The organism is Litorivivens sp. (assembly GCF_057445395.1).
On the sequence record NZ_JBVBUV010000018.1, the window covers coordinates 47,625 to 60,977 of the forward strand.

The following is a 13,353-nucleotide window of genomic DNA, read 5'->3' on the forward strand; positions in this document are numbered from 1 at the left end:
CAAAGCTAAGCCTATAGCGCGTCAGACGCCTGGCGTCTGACGCAACCACTTACAGCTTGCCTTGCTCCTTGGCCATATCCAGCGCCAAGTCTTCGATCATATCTTCCTGACCGCCAACGGTGCGACGACGACCCAGTTCCACCAGAATATCGCGAGACGATACGCCGTACTTCTTGCTGGCGCGTTGGGCAAACAGCAGGAAAGAAGAGTACACACCGGCATAACCCAGTACCAGCGCGTCGCGGTCAATACGGATCGGTTGATCCATAATCGGCGTAACGATTTCTTCGGCCACATCCATGATTTTGTAGAGGTCAATGCCGTGTTGCACGCCCATGCGATCAGCGACGGCGGTAAACACCTCCAATGGTGTGTTACCGGCACCGGCACCCAGACCCGCAACGGAACCGTCGATACGGTTGGCACCGTGCTCAACCGCCACAAGCGAGTTCCACACACCCAGGCTCAAGTTGTGGTGAGCGTGAAAGCCCAACTCGGTTTCCGGCTTGAGTTCTTTGCGCAACAGGCTGATACGCGCAGCCACATCGTCTGGCAGCATAAAACCTGCAGAGTCGGTGCAGTAGATGCAGTTTGCGCCATAGCTTTCCATCAGCTTGGCCTGCTCCAGAATTTCTTCCGGCTCGATCATATGCGCCATCATCAAAAAGCCAACCGTATCCAGACCCATCTCCGAGGCCATTTGGATGTGCTGTTCAGATACATCAGCTTCAGTGCAATGCGTGGCTACCCGAATGGTGGTTACACCGCAATCAACTGCCATCTTCAGGTGATCTACAGTTCCAATCCCGGGCAGCAGCAGCGCTGAAATTTTCGCTTTTTTAACCGCACCGCAAACTGCCTTCAGGTATTCCTCGTCGCTGTGCGCAGGAAAGCCGTAATTCACCGACGCGCCGCCAAGGCCGTCGCCGTGGGTCACTTCGATCATCGGCATACCGGCGTCATCAAGGCCCTTGGCCACGGCTACCATTTCGTCGAGGCTGATCTTGTGCTGCTTGGCGTGCATACCATCGCGAAGACACATATCGTGCAGGGTGACTTTTTTACCTTTCAAATCCATGCTGCAAATCCTCTCTTAAGCGGCAACCGGCTTGGGCTCGAAACGGCCAGCCTGAATTTCCTGAGCGTACATTTCTGCTGTGCGCAGTCCGGCGGCGGTCATGATATCCAGATTGCCCGCATACTTGGGCAGGAAGTCACCCAAGCCTTCTACTTCCATAAAAATGGACACGCGCTTGCCGTCGAATACCGGGCCATTTTTCAGTTTATAGCCGGGCACGTATTTCTGTACTTCAACAATCATCTCGTCGACAGACTTGCGAATCGCATCCTGATCCGGTTCGTCTTCTGTCAGGCAATGAATGGTGTCACGCATGATCAGCGGTGGCTCGGCCGGGTTGATCACGATGATCGCCTTGCCCTTGTCGGCACCACCTACGGTTTGAATACCATTGGCCGTAGTACGGGTGAATTCGTCGATATTTTTTCGGGTACCGGGGCCAGCAGACTTGGACGACACCGTTGCCACAATTTCACCGTAGGTTACTTTCTGTACTCGAGATACCGCAGCCACCATCGGGATGGTCGCCTGCCCGCCGCAAGTCACCATGTTTACGTTCATGGCCTGCGCGGCGACCGCGTCTTTCAAATTCACCGGAGGCACACAAAAGGGGCCGATGGCAGCCGGAGTGAGGTCTATCATGACGGCGCCCTGCTCGTTCACCTTGCGCGAATTTTCCGCGTGCACGTAAGCAGAGGTGGCATCGAAGCAGATCTGTACACCATCTGCCTTCATGGTTGGCAACATGCCATCTACGCCATCGGCGGTCGTTTTCAGGCCCAGCTCCTGCGCGCGCGCAAGACCGGGGGAATCAGGAACCACACCGACCATCCAGACCGGTTCGATGTAATCGCTGCGCAGTGCCTTGATCAGAAGATCGGTGCCGATATTGCCGGGACCAATGATTGCTGCCTTGATTTTTTCAGCCATGATGCCTCTCTTTTGCCATGCTTTTTCGCGGGCAGGGCCCGCCCCCACATGTCGGATAGTAATTTGTGGGAGCGGGCCCTGCCCGCGAAGAATCTACTTAAACAAATTGACAGCTCGCGCTGCCAACCCCTTCCAGAACCATTTCCATATTGTCGCCAGCCTTCACGTTCTCCAGCGGCACCAGAGAACCAGACAAAATCACTTCGCCGGCTTTAAAGGGAATATCGTAGGCGCCCAGCGTATTGGCCAACCAGGCCACTGCCGTCAGCGGGTTACCCTGCACCGCACTGCCCAAGCCTTCGCTGAGAAACTCGCCGTTCTTCTTCACCACCACTTTCAGATTCGGCAGATCCACATCGCGTGGATCAACCTTTTCGCTACCCAGCACAAATACACCACAGGATGCATTGTCTGCCACGGTGTCCTGAATCTTGATCTTCCAGTCCTTGATACGTGAATCAACAATTTCAAAACACGGCATAATGTAATCGGTAGCATCGAGCACATCCTGCTCGGTAACACCGGGGCCGACCAGATCCTTTTTCAACTTAAAGCCGATTTCTGCTTCGGCACGCGGTGCAATCAGATTGCCCGCAACTGGAATATCAGCACCGTTTTCATATTCCATTTTATCGGTCAGGAAACCAAAATCCGGCTGGTGCACGCCCAGCATGTCTTGTACTACCTTACTGGTAACACCTATTTTTTTGCCGATAATCTTTTCACCGGCTTCGACCCGGCGGCTGACCATGCGCAGAGAAATATAGTAGGCGTCATCAATGGTGATATCGGCCTCACGCTCGGTAAAGGGCGTCAACGTAGTCTGGGTCGTCAGAGCGTGATACAGCTCATCGCCCAGCGCTTCCTGTCTGGCTTTATCCATTTTTCAAGAAATCCAGTGTCATGCGGTTAAACAGCTCCTTGTGCTCCACCATCACCCAATGGCCGCACTCGGAAACGATTGTCAGGCGTATGTTCTTACACTTTTTGGTGAGCTTGGCGATACCGGTTTCCGGCATCATGTTTTCGTTAGCACCCCAGAACGCAATAATCGGGCAGTTCAGCTCACCCAACCGGTCTTCAACATTGGGAACAACCATAGTGTTGATCACCTGCATATTCTGCTGCTGAAAAATGCCCCAGCGCTCGTTGACCAGTTGTTCGTCCACCACCGACTCATCATATACCAGGCCGCGACGGATAAACTGTTCCAGCGCGTCCTTATTCGGGCCACCGGTAAACACCTCCTTCATGATCGCCATGCCAGGCATCGCGAAATACGAGGGCTGGTCTTCGATGCCGCCTGGCGCCATCAGGTTCAGGGTTTTTACCTGATCCGGATAGGTCAGCGCATAGCGAATCGCTATCGCGCCGCCCAGGGAATTGCCAATCAAGTGCACGCTATCGACGCCGATGACATCGAGCGTCTGTTTAACGCACTCCACAAAAAAATCGATGTGATATTCCACATCATCGGGCTTGTCCGAATAACCGTAGCCGATCAGATCCGGCACGATGGAACGATAGCCATTCTCGGCCAGAAAGGGATAATTGAATTTAAAGTTACTGTGACCACTGGCGCCGCTGCCTGAACCGTGTAAAAACACCACCGGCTCACCACTACCCTGATCCAGATAGTGAATGGTGTGGCCGTTGGCCAGCTTGGCGTACTTACCTTCAGGTAATCCTTCTACCAATTGTGCCATCGCTCAGCTCCCTGCTTAGAGGTTCAGATCTGTATTGTCGTTGCCAAACTGTACACCGCCAAAGTTGTTGGCGTACATGTTTACATTATTGGCCACGTGGGCCTGACTGGCCATGATATCCAGATGCCGCTCCAACACGTCATTACCCAGAAATATCCCCTTGCTGCCCACGGCTTTAAGCATGCGGGCGCTCAGTTCGGCGCAGCGATCTGCCACAACGGCCGAATCAAAACGATACTGAACACGGTCATCGATAGCGATGGGCTGACCGGCGCGGGCGCACTCCATCATGGCGTCGAAATTGCTGAACATGGTGCGTTTCATTTCCACAATCGCTGTTTTCACATCGGCGGCCAAACGGCGGGCAAACGGGTCATCTGCCATTTTGGCCGGACCAACCATTCGCGTTTTGGCGGTTTCAACGTAAGCAGCCAGTGCGCCCTCAAGCGCACCCAGCGAGGCGGTACAGACCGCGCGCACAAATACCTGGCCGAATGGCAGCCGGAACACCGGCGCGTCATTGACCTTATTGCCGGGGTTATCGCAGTTGTGGCCGTCGATCAGTTTGTGCGTGCGGTGCTCAGGTACAAAGGCGCCTTCCACACGGACATCCTGGCTGCCCGTGGCTTTCAGGCCGACTACGTGCCAGGTGTCGATAATTTCGTAATCGGCTTTGGGCACCAAAAAGGTTCGGTAATTGCGCATATCAAAGGGCGCGCCCTCTTCCGGTACTACCGCGCCGAGGAACACCCAGTCGCAATGCTCGCTGCCGCTGGAAAAGCCCCATTGACCGCTGAGCTTGTAGCCGCCGTCGACCTTTTCAACTTTGCCAACCGGCGCGTATGAGGAGGAAATCAGGGTGGTTGGGTCATCTTTCCACACATCCTGCGCCGCCTGATCGTCAAACAGAGCCAGCTGCCAGTTGTGCACAGCGACCACGCCCAGTACCCAGGCGCTGGACATGCAGGCTTCGGCAATCTTCATTTGAACTGCGTAAAACACCTGCGGATCAAGCGCATAGCCGCCCCATTGCTCGGGCTGAAGCATTTTGAAAAAGCCCGCTGCCTGAAAGTCGGCTATGGTTTCATCGGGAATACGACGGATCTCGGCGGCTTTGGCGCTGCGCTCACGCAATACCGGCTGCAAATCCTGCGCTCGCTGGAGCAGAGTTTGTGCCAGTTCGGAATTCAGACCCTTGTCGCTGCTTACGTGAACTGTTCCGTCCATCGCCATTACTCCCAGTTTGAACTAAAGGCGAAAATTTTAGCGGATTGACGCCCCGCGCCTATAGTCCAAATGGGCCATATTCGGTTCTGGAATTGGGCCACTACCCGGGGAATTTATGCCAGTGTGGCAAGGGTTTAGTCCGGAAAGGAAGGAAAGAAGCCGAGCCAGCGCCAATGCGCTCACTCGCAATGCACTTGCGCGGCGACTACATAGACTCTAGCACCGCCAACGCTGCCTCGCCGATTTTGACATCTTCTTCAGTCAACGCACCGCCGACACCAATAGCGCCGATGATCTTTTCGCCGGAACGAATCGGCAATCCGCCACCGAGTAAAGTGACATCCTTCATCGTTACCATCGACAGCAGGTTTGCCTGGTTATTGCTCAGGGCTTCCGCCAGCTCTTCCGTGCTCAGCCCCATCAGTGCCGCCCGCGCTTTCGCCGGCACGGCGTCTACAGCTATGACCGGGGTATGATCCATGCGATGAAAGGCCTTGAGCATGCCATCGGTATCGACCACGGCAACTGCAACCGCAACCCCCATGGCATTTGCTTTGTTAACCGCAGCATCAATGAGCGCCAGCGCCGCAGCAGACGAGATAGATTCTGTTGAAAAGGTCAGGGCAGCCACATCAATACTCCTACTCAATGACAGCATCGCTGAAAGTGGTTACATCACCCAACATCGGCCGGTGAGAAGGCGGCTTTTTGCCGTCTACATCCACAACCGAGTATTCCTCGGCCAATTCGGCCCCCACCCAAACTTTGCCAGTACGTTCCATCAGTGTAGGATCTTTCGCCAGAGCGTCAATAACACGCCCCGGAAATTCCGGACTCTCAGCGGTTGCTTCCATCTCCCGATACAGCTCCGGATCAGCATCAAATACCTGCTGGCTGCGCTCAGTTTTCAAGAGCCCCATCCACAGGGAAACCACCGCGACATTGTAAGGCTTGAAATCGACAGCCATATCGTGGGCCATTTTATCCACCGCTGCCTTGCCGGCACCGTAAGCCGGGCCGTGCATGTAGCAACGCCCGCCAAAGGAAGAGGTGTTAACCACGAGCCCAGCCCCGGCCTTCAGCAGCAGCGGCGCCGCATAATAACTGGCCACATAGGTCGAGCGCATTCCCACATCCAGAATTGCCTGCAAGCTAAGCGGCTTTTCCCAAAACGGGCCGTGCTGCACCAGTTCCGGAGGAACATAGAGCGCATTGTTTACCAGAATATCAATGCGTCCCTGCTCGCGTTCAACCTGTTCAAACAGCGCCTTTACTTGGGTGTCGTCGCTGTGATCACACACGACGGCGATACCTTTGCCGCCGCGCGCGGTCACCTCATCGGCAGTCGCAAAAACGGTTCCCGGCAGCGGTGCATCGCCCTCGCGCTGGCTGCGCCCGGTCACGTAAACAGTCGCGCCCGTGGCACCGAGCGCTAGCGCAATACCCTTGCCTGCGCCCCGACTGGCACCCGTAACAACCACTACCCGATCTCTAATCAGCCCCATATCTCACTTTCCATATTATTGGCTACCAATGGCCAGTATCGCAGCTCGCCCAATGCGCTGCCTCCTCCATTTGTAGCAGCGGCCCGCAAATGACGGCACAATGGCGTAAACCCTGTTAGAGAGCACGCTGTGGAACTTGTCGAATCGTTGGTTGGCTCACAACTTCTGGCCCATGGTCTGGTCGCCCTGCTCAATATTATTCTGATTATCGCAGCGCGACCGATCTCACTGGCCTTCAATGACGGACGCAACACCGACTTTCAGCAGGGTCTGCTGCGCGTCATGGCCTACATGCTGCTGGTGCTCACCCTCGCTGACCTTGTACTGGTATGGCTACTGCCGGATTACCACCAGTTTTTCATACGGTTGGGACTGTCATTGGTGCCGGTATACGGCGCGATTTTTGTCTTCAATGTGATCTCCCATTTCATTCGTCAGCGCTTTGGCATTGAGCGGAAAATCGACGACAAGCTGGTCTATCTCGACAGCTACAACAGTCGCTTGATGGAGTTGTTTGCCGTTGTCGTTCTGGTACTGGTAGTCATCTATGCCCTGATCAAAATCTGGGGCCTGGACAGTCTGCTCGAAACCACCGGGATTTTTGGTCTGCTCTTCGCCTTTATGGCACTGACCAACCAAATCTGGGCGCCGGATATTTACTACGGCATGGTGATTCTCAATTCCGACATGATGTCAGACGGAGACACAGTGCGCCTTGAGGGTGACCCCAATATCTACATCATCAACAAAGTGACATTCATCTACACCATTTTGCTAAACATTCAGAACAACCACCGCTCCCTGATTCGCAACAGCAAACTGATCAACCTGACGGTAGAAAACCTCACAAAACGCGCCTCTATAGACGGCCTGCGGGAATCCCTACAATACAACATTGGCTACCCCGAAATTCAGGCGACCGACCCAGAAGAGCGCAACATCGAATTGCAGAAATATCGCCGTCGCATAGACACAATGTTTAGCGCTGTCGCTGAAGCGCTGGGCGACAACGAGCAAAACCGGATCAACGCCAACTGTGAATTCGAATGGGCGCTTACTCAGGCCGGCGACTACGCGCTCACCTACACGCTGTGGTACTACCTGGAAGCAATCCCCAACACCAAGGTAACCCGCACCGTACGCCAGCATCTTTTCGGCACACGATTTATGATCAATCAGAAAGTCTTCGAAGAATCCATCGCTCAGGGTGTTGATCTATCCACACCGATTCTTGTCCACCAGACCGAAAAACTCGGGCGACGCCCATTACCTGCCTCTTCAGCTTCCGGTAATCGCCCTCAGCATCAGAAGCAAGGCGACGGGAATGGCGCCAATGGCCAAGGCAAGTAACACTGTCAGCAGTTTCAGAAGACGGGCGTAGCGTAACGCTGCCCTCCCTTCGCGCACTGGAGTATCGCGCAACAGCAATGTACCCGGTGGCGGAAAGCGTGTTGCGATTCGCGTCCGCTCTGCCAGACGCCACAACAGCACCAGCGGTATAGCCAGCGGCAGGCTCAGTAGCACGAGCAGCGCCACCAACCAACGCACTTGCAGTTCAAAAGACGCCGAAGAATCACCCAACCATTGCGGCAAGTGATCGAGCTGAGCCATCAGCGCCAGTAACGGCAAGCTGAGCACAATCAGCCAGAACAAAGCTCTGCGCCGATGGACCGGGTTTGCTTTGTCTACCGCCATGAAGCAAAGCGGGGCGGTTTAACAATCAAGAATCGTGGCATCGCTGCGCAGTTCACGCCGGGCCATGGCCTCCCATAAAAACGGGAAGCCATTGCCATCGATCATCTCGCCCACTGAATCGGCAACGCTCTCGACCATGGGCTTACCACCACCGAGCGCCTCTACCTCATAGGCAGTGCGCGCCCGCCGCTCGAGCGTTACAGCACGCAAATGGGCCTGCGCGATGCTGTCTGCCACAACCAACACGCCGTGGTTAGCCAGCAGCGCCCACTTTGCATCACCCAGCAATTCTGCGCAGCGGGCGCCTTCACTGGTGTCATTCACCGCCGCGTTGTATTCATCTACCAGCTTTAATTCACCGTTCACCTGCGCCGAGGTCTGATCGTAGATCGGTGGCACCCGCCCGGCATTAGCCCAGAGCGTGCCATAGCGGGAATGGTTATGAATGATAACGTTGACATCAGGGCGGCGGGCATGGATTTCAGTGTGAAGGTTGACTGCCGGGGTCACGTTCCAACCGCCCTCGATCACCTTGCCCGTTTTATCAAGTCGCAGGATATCCCCCGCTGTCAGCTCGTCCCAAGCCAGCTCCCAAGGGTTGATCAAAATCGTTTCATCATCCTGCAGGTAACTAATATGCCCCGCTATATGATCGTTGTAGCCGTCTCTGAATAACACCCGGCACAGTAGCGCCAGCTCCGCCTGCGGCGACAGCTCCGGCAACAGCGGGCGCTTTTGTGGCACCGGTGCCAGCAATTTGAGTAGCTCATCATTCATTGCGTTATTCTCCGACCTTGCTCAATCGATCACAAAACACCTGCACACCTAACATTTTATTTGCGCAGCGCCGGTGATTGCTGGCAAATCCCATGGCGACACAACGCCCGGTGCCGCTCCACAGACCGCCGGAATGGCATTCACCACACGGTTTGCCGCTGTCGCATTACCACCCGCGGCAGCACCAGAATCATGATGATCATGGCCGTGTACCGTAATCTCCAGATCAGGGTCGCCGGAAATCAACACCCGATGGCAACCACCCTCATTCGGTGGATACGGCCAGTCCGGTGCGCAGCTGGCATCAATACGCGTGATATGTTCCGCAACGATCAGGGGTTTACCGTTTTTCATCCCCATCACTTCAAAACGAAAAGCGCCCTGACCACCTTTTTCAAAAGTGCCCATACCTTTCACATCAACACTCTTTTCCAGTGGCCGTCGTTCCACCTGCGTTGTCACTTCGTCCAGCTCAACATTTACGCCCTGCGCAACCAGCCGCACCATAGGCTCCCAGATTTTCAGCAGCACTTCGCTGTGCAGCATAAGCGGGAGCTCTTCCATTGGCTGACCAAAGCCAATCACATAGCGGACAATATCTGGCGCGTCGTACAGCGCATAATTGAATATTTCCTGGCAGCGAATCTGGGTAATACCCGACACCATGCCGCTGCCGAAGACGGGCATGATATCCATCGCCCAGCCGGGATCGATACCCGACACAAACAGGCTCGCCTTACCCTCTTGGCAGGCAGCCTCCACCTTGTCCATCGATTCCCGGGGCGCCAGCGCCGGATGCAAAAAGTCGTAAAAGGAGGTACTGACCACATTGCACCCAGCCCTCAGGCAGGTCAGTAAATCTGCCAACGCTTCGTCGGGGCGGATATCTGCCGAGGCGGTGTAGATCATTGCGTCCAGGCCTTGGGCGAGCACGGCGTCATAATCGAGCGTGGCCTTCAAACCGACCGGCGCCACACCGGCCAATTCGCCCGCGTCGCGCCCCACTTTCGCCTCACTGGAAACGATCACGCCAACCAGTTCCAACTGGGCATGGTTTAGCACTGCCCGTATCGCCGGGCGGCCGACGTTACCCGTTCCCCAAACTGCGACTTTCATATCCGCTATCCTCATTATCGTTATCAAGTCTCATCATAGGCCCCCTGAGCACACACAGACATTACAAGGGGTTAAACAGGAACAGGTCCGAAAATGGCTATCCCAATCGCGCCATGGCGCTAGAATGCCACTATGGAAAACACACTACACCCCGACCAGTGCTACCAGCAACTTGCCGCCCGCGACAGTCGCTTTGACGGCGCATTCTATGTTGGGGTAACCAGTACCGGCGTCTATTGTCGGCCCATCTGTCGCGTGCGACTGCCACAGCCACAGCGCTGCCGCTTTTTTCCTAGCGCCGCAGCTGCCGAGAGCTCGGGCTTTCGCCCCTGCCTGCGCTGCCGCCCTGAACTCGCTCCCGGGCACTCGCGTGAAGACGCCGTAGGCAAGCTGGCTCATACAGCCGCCAACCGGATTCGTCGCGGTGCCCTGAACGATGGTTCACTGGAAACCCTGGCAAGTGAGCTGGGCGTCAGCAGCCGGCATATACGTCGGGCCCTTGAGAAAGAATTCGGCGCATCCCCCTTGGCAATGGCGCAAACGGCCCGGCTGCTAAGCGCCAAGCAGTTACTCACCGACAGCACACTCAGTATCACTGACATCGCTTTTGCCAGCGGGTTCTCCAGCGTTCGGCGCTTTAACGATGCCTTTCGCAAACACTACAGGCTTACACCCAGTGCACTCCGGAAGCAGACCGGCAAAACAGACAACGGCGCCCTGAGCTTTCGCCTGGGTTATCGCCCACCACTGCACTGGGATAGTCTGGCGCAGTTTCTGCACAGTCGCAGCGCTGCTGGCACCAGTGAGCTGAGCAACGGCGTCTTGAGTAAAACACTCCATCTGGGCAACCTCAGAGGGTGGTTCAGCGCCACGATAGACGATAAAAAACACTGCCTGGTCGTCAATGCGAGTCCTGTGCTGTCACCGGCTTTTGCGTCTCTGACCATGCGTTTGCGGCACTACTTCGATCTCGACGCAAACCCCGACACTATCGACTCCCATCTGGCGCAAAACCCGCAACTCAAACCACTGATACAGCAGACACCGGGGCTGCGCCTGCCCGGCGCTCTGGATGCCTTTGAGCTAGCTGCGCGAGCGATCATTGGTCAGCAGGTCAGCGTTAAAGCGGCCAGCACCGTATTCAATCGTCTGTGTGAACGCTTTGGCGAAACTTTGGATACACCTGTTGCTGGCTTGTCTCGGCTGCCGCCGCGCGCCGAAGTCATCGCCGTAGCAGCGGAACAAGAGCTGATTGCACTGGGCTTGACCTCACGCCGCGCAGCAACGCTAAAAAGTCTCGCCGACGCCCTTGCGCAGGGTGAGCTGCACTTTGACTATGGCGACAACAGCGCCGACGTATGCCGCGAGCTGGAATCACTTCCGGGCATCGGCCCCTGGACGGCCCAATATATTGCCTTGCGAGCTTTAGGCGACCCGGACGCCTTTCCCGCGTCCGACTTGGCATTGATGAAAGCCTTCAGGGTAACTACCCCGAAAGCCTCGCAACGCGCTGCAGAAACATTGCGACCGTGGCGCGCCTATGCCGCCATTCACCTGTGGAACAGTCTGAACGCTGGAGGATGACATGCCCTGCACCGCTACCATTGACAGCCCGGTTGGCCCAATTCGTATTACCGGCACACGCGACGCAATCAGCGAAGTCATGCTGGGGTCCGACACCCGCTTCACAGCGACGCCGGCCCTACGTGAAGACTCTGCAGAGCTGGCAGACGCCATCACTCAGTTACAGGCGTATTTCGCGGGAGAGTTGCAGCACTTTGAATTGCCATTGGATATGTCGAGGGGCACCACCTTTCAACAGTCGGTGTGGCGAGCATTGCTCGGTATTTCCTACGGCACCACAGCCAGTTACCGCGATATTGCGCAAACTATTCATTCTCCCCGCGCCGTGCGCGCCGTTGGTTCGGCCAACGGTCGCAACCCGCTTGCCATTGTCGTGCCCTGCCACCGAATTATAGGCAGCACCGGAAAACTCACGGGCTACGCCGGCGGTCTGGCTGCAAAGCGCTGGTTACTGAAGTTTGAAGCAGCGAACATTGAGTGCTCAGCCGCCGACTGAACCACAGACAATCACCCGAAGACCTGTCTGACGCTCTACAGTAAACTGTAAACACTCCCTCCCGCGCCCCAATTCAAACGCGCCACGGGATGCGATACTGGTAATCCCAGCCGCCGTTCACTACTCCTGGAAGAAACCGTATGCCAACACTGAGCCAGCTTTATTACTACCCGGTCAAAGGATTACAGGGCGTGGCGTTGAACCGCATCGCAGCAAGCGCAGGTGAACGCCTACCTTTTGATCGTCGCTACGCTATAGGCGATCAGACAACAGCTTTTGACCCGGCCAATCCCTGCCATATAAAAAAGCAGAATCTTGTGGTGCAGATGAAGCACGAAAAACTCGCGGCTCTCGCTATTGGCTTTGAACCTGCCACGGCTACGCTCACAGTCGGAGAACGCAATACCTCCCATCGCTTCGCATTGGAAAGTCCAGACGGCCACGACGCATTCGAAAGGTTTATGAGTGATTACCTGGGAGAGGCTATTCAGGGGCCCGCTAGACTTATTTCCGCGCCAGGGCTGGCATTTACCGACCTGTCCCACCAATCAGTGTCGCTGATCAACCTCAATAGTGTGATGGCGTTGCAAGACGCCCTTGGATACCCGATTGATCCACGCCGCTTTCGCGCCAACCTCTACCTCGACGGCGTACCGGCGTGGGAGGAAGAAACCTGGCTTGGAAAAACGCTGGAGATCAGTGGCGTAAGAATTCGCATCTATCGTATTACTGACCGCTGCGCCGCAATCAACGTAGACCCTCAAAACGCCCGACGCGACAAAACCCTCCAGGGCATGAAAAAAGCCTTCGGCCACCTGAATATGGGGGTCTATGGCATGATCGAAAGTAACGGAGAACTGGTAGCCGGCAGTGAATTTGAACAGCCCTGAGAGGCGACCCTGCTGTCACCCGACAGCAAATTTCTGAGCCGGAAATGAAAACGGCCCGCCATTTCCGCAAGGATCAGGCGAGCCGCTTGAAAAAATGGTACGACCGAGTGGACTCGAACCACCGACCCCCACCATGTCAAGGTGGTGCTCTAACCAGCTGAGCTACGGTCGTACTGCAACGCGTGGGGGCAACCCTGACCACTGCGAAGGACGCGCATTATAGCCACGCTCCCCGCGATACTCAATCCCTTAAGCGCGCCCCCATGACCTTATTCAACAAACAACTCCTGTTTGATCTCGGCCAGCCGGTCCCGGATTCGGGCCGCTTCTTCAAATTCGAGGTTTTTGG

15 protein-coding genes and 1 tRNA gene are annotated in these 13,353 nt (G+C 55.8%); 4 read left to right on the forward strand and 12 right to left on the reverse strand.

The window, feature by feature from the left end:
* Positions 1-49: 49 nt before the first annotated feature.
* From dmpG to AC222A_RS07660, 7 genes are all read right to left on the reverse strand, one after another.
* Positions 50-1,078 carry a 4-hydroxy-2-oxovalerate aldolase gene (dmpG, locus tag AC222A_RS07630; protein WP_372781244.1) on the reverse strand — a complete coding sequence of 343 codons (1,029 nt, stop codon included), beginning with the start codon at positions 1,076-1,078 and terminating at the stop codon, positions 50-52.
* Positions 1,079-1,093: 15 nt separating this feature from the next.
* Positions 1,094-2,008: an acetaldehyde dehydrogenase (acetylating) gene (locus AC222A_RS07635; protein ID WP_372759416.1), complete on the reverse strand. Its 915-nt coding sequence runs from the start codon at positions 2,006-2,008 to the stop codon at positions 1,094-1,096.
* A 97-nt stretch (positions 2,009-2,105) separates the two neighbouring features.
* Positions 2,106-2,891 (reverse strand): fumarylacetoacetate hydrolase family protein, encoded by a 786-nt coding sequence (locus tag AC222A_RS07640; RefSeq protein ID WP_372799612.1) that lies wholly within the window; start codon positions 2,889-2,891, stop codon positions 2,106-2,108.
* On the reverse strand, positions 2,884-3,714 hold the full coding sequence (locus tag AC222A_RS07645) for an alpha/beta fold hydrolase (RefSeq protein WP_372750030.1): 831 nt from the start codon (positions 3,712-3,714) through the stop codon (positions 2,884-2,886). The genes AC222A_RS07640 and AC222A_RS07645 overlap by 8 nt, the downstream gene beginning before the upstream one ends.
* A gap of 15 nt (positions 3,715-3,729) precedes the next feature.
* Positions 3,730-4,941, reverse strand: a complete 1,212-nt coding sequence (locus AC222A_RS07650; protein ID WP_486774818.1) for an acyl-CoA dehydrogenase family protein — start codon at positions 4,939-4,941, stop codon at positions 3,730-3,732.
* Positions 4,942-5,146: 205 nt separating this feature from the next.
* On the reverse strand, positions 5,147-5,572 hold the full coding sequence (locus AC222A_RS07655; protein ID WP_372759669.1) for a GlcG/HbpS family heme-binding protein: 426 nt from the start codon (positions 5,570-5,572) through the stop codon (positions 5,147-5,149).
* Between the two features lie 10 nt (positions 5,573-5,582).
* Positions 5,583-6,446: an SDR family NAD(P)-dependent oxidoreductase gene (locus AC222A_RS07660; RefSeq protein WP_372750352.1), complete on the reverse strand. Its 864-nt coding sequence runs from the start codon at positions 6,444-6,446 to the stop codon at positions 5,583-5,585.
* A 129-nt stretch (positions 6,447-6,575) separates the two neighbouring features.
* On the opposite strand from AC222A_RS07660, the gene AC222A_RS07665 reads away from it, so the two are divergent.
* On the forward strand, positions 6,576-7,796 hold the full coding sequence (locus tag AC222A_RS07665; protein WP_486774819.1) for a hypothetical protein: 1,221 nt from the start codon (positions 6,576-6,578) through the stop codon (positions 7,794-7,796).
* Here AC222A_RS07665 and AC222A_RS07670 read toward each other — a convergent pair.
* From AC222A_RS07670 to AC222A_RS07680, 3 genes are read right to left on the reverse strand one after another with little or no spacing between them, the layout of a single operon-like run.
* Complete coding sequence (locus AC222A_RS07670; protein ID WP_372783446.1) at positions 7,725-8,141, reverse strand: hypothetical protein; 417 nt, start codon at positions 8,139-8,141, stop codon at positions 7,725-7,727. The genes AC222A_RS07665 and AC222A_RS07670 overlap by 72 nt on opposite strands.
* Before the next feature lie 18 nt (positions 8,142-8,159).
* Complete coding sequence (locus AC222A_RS07675) at positions 8,160-8,918, reverse strand: class II aldolase/adducin family protein (RefSeq protein ID WP_372759349.1); 759 nt, start codon at positions 8,916-8,918, stop codon at positions 8,160-8,162.
* A gap of 48 nt (positions 8,919-8,966) precedes the next feature.
* Positions 8,967-10,034, reverse strand: coding sequence for an NAD(P)H-dependent amine dehydrogenase family protein (locus AC222A_RS07680; RefSeq protein WP_372783444.1), 1,068 nt, complete (start codon positions 10,032-10,034; stop codon positions 8,967-8,969).
* A 132-nt stretch (positions 10,035-10,166) separates the two neighbouring features.
* Between AC222A_RS07680 and AC222A_RS07685 the strand changes: the two genes are divergently transcribed.
* From AC222A_RS07685 to AC222A_RS07695, 3 genes are all read left to right on the forward strand, one after another.
* Positions 10,167-11,618 (forward strand): AlkA N-terminal domain-containing protein, encoded by a 1,452-nt coding sequence (locus tag AC222A_RS07685; RefSeq protein WP_372783751.1) that lies wholly within the window; start codon positions 10,167-10,169, stop codon positions 11,616-11,618.
* Between the two features lies 1 nt (position 11,619).
* On the forward strand, positions 11,620-12,114 hold the full coding sequence (locus AC222A_RS07690; RefSeq protein WP_486774820.1) for a methylated-DNA--[protein]-cysteine S-methyltransferase: 495 nt from the start codon (positions 11,620-11,622) through the stop codon (positions 12,112-12,114).
* A gap of 140 nt (positions 12,115-12,254) precedes the next feature.
* Entirely contained in the window at positions 12,255-13,004 is a 750-nt protein-coding gene (locus tag AC222A_RS07695; protein WP_486774821.1) for an MOSC domain-containing protein, read from the forward strand.
* Between the two features lie 95 nt (positions 13,005-13,099).
* Here AC222A_RS07695 and AC222A_RS07700 read toward each other — a convergent pair.
* Both AC222A_RS07700 and AC222A_RS07705 read right to left on the reverse strand, forming a co-directional pair.
* A tRNA-Val gene (locus AC222A_RS07700) sits at positions 13,100-13,176 on the reverse strand.
* A gap of 97 nt (positions 13,177-13,273) precedes the next feature.
* Positions 13,274-13,353 (reverse strand): UvrB/UvrC motif-containing protein (locus tag AC222A_RS07705; RefSeq protein WP_486774822.1); only part of this gene is annotated, 80 nt, incomplete at its 5' end.

What these genes read in the sequence shown, in the direction of transcription:
- AC222A_RS07675 (WP_372759349.1), bottom strand. Translation starts at nt 8,918, where the DNA reads ATGAATGATGAGCTACTCAAATTGCTGGCACCGGTGCCACAAAAGCGC.
- dmpG (WP_372781244.1), bottom strand. Translation starts at nt 1,078, where the DNA reads ATGGATTTGAAAGGTAAAAAAGTCACCCTGCACGATATGTGTCTTCGC.
- AC222A_RS07640 (WP_372799612.1), bottom strand. Translation starts at nt 2,891, where the DNA reads ATGGATAAAGCCAGACAGGAAGCGCTGGGCGATGAGCTGTATCACGCT.
- AC222A_RS07695 (WP_486774821.1), top strand. Translation starts at nt 12,255, where the DNA reads ATGCCAACACTGAGCCAGCTTTATTACTACCCGGTCAAAGGATTACAG.
- AC222A_RS07645 (WP_372750030.1), bottom strand. Translation starts at nt 3,714, where the DNA reads ATGGCACAATTGGTAGAAGGATTACCTGAAGGTAAGTACGCCAAGCTG.
- AC222A_RS07680 (WP_372783444.1), bottom strand. Translation starts at nt 10,034, where the DNA reads ATGAAAGTCGCAGTTTGGGGAACGGGTAACGTCGGCCGCCCGGCGATA.
- AC222A_RS07685 (WP_372783751.1), top strand. Translation starts at nt 10,167, where the DNA reads ATGGAAAACACACTACACCCCGACCAGTGCTACCAGCAACTTGCCGCC.
- AC222A_RS07660 (WP_372750352.1), bottom strand. Translation starts at nt 6,446, where the DNA reads ATGGGGCTGATTAGAGATCGGGTAGTGGTTGTTACGGGTGCCAGTCGG.
- AC222A_RS07635 (WP_372759416.1), bottom strand. Translation starts at nt 2,008, where the DNA reads ATGGCTGAAAAAATCAAGGCAGCAATCATTGGTCCCGGCAATATCGGC.
- AC222A_RS07690 (WP_486774820.1), top strand. Translation starts at nt 11,620, where the DNA reads ATGCCCTGCACCGCTACCATTGACAGCCCGGTTGGCCCAATTCGTATT.
- AC222A_RS07670 (WP_372783446.1), bottom strand. Translation starts at nt 8,141, where the DNA reads ATGGCGGTAGACAAAGCAAACCCGGTCCATCGGCGCAGAGCTTTGTTC.
- AC222A_RS07650 (WP_486774818.1), bottom strand. Translation starts at nt 4,941, where the DNA reads ATGGACGGAACAGTTCACGTAAGCAGCGACAAGGGTCTGAATTCCGAA.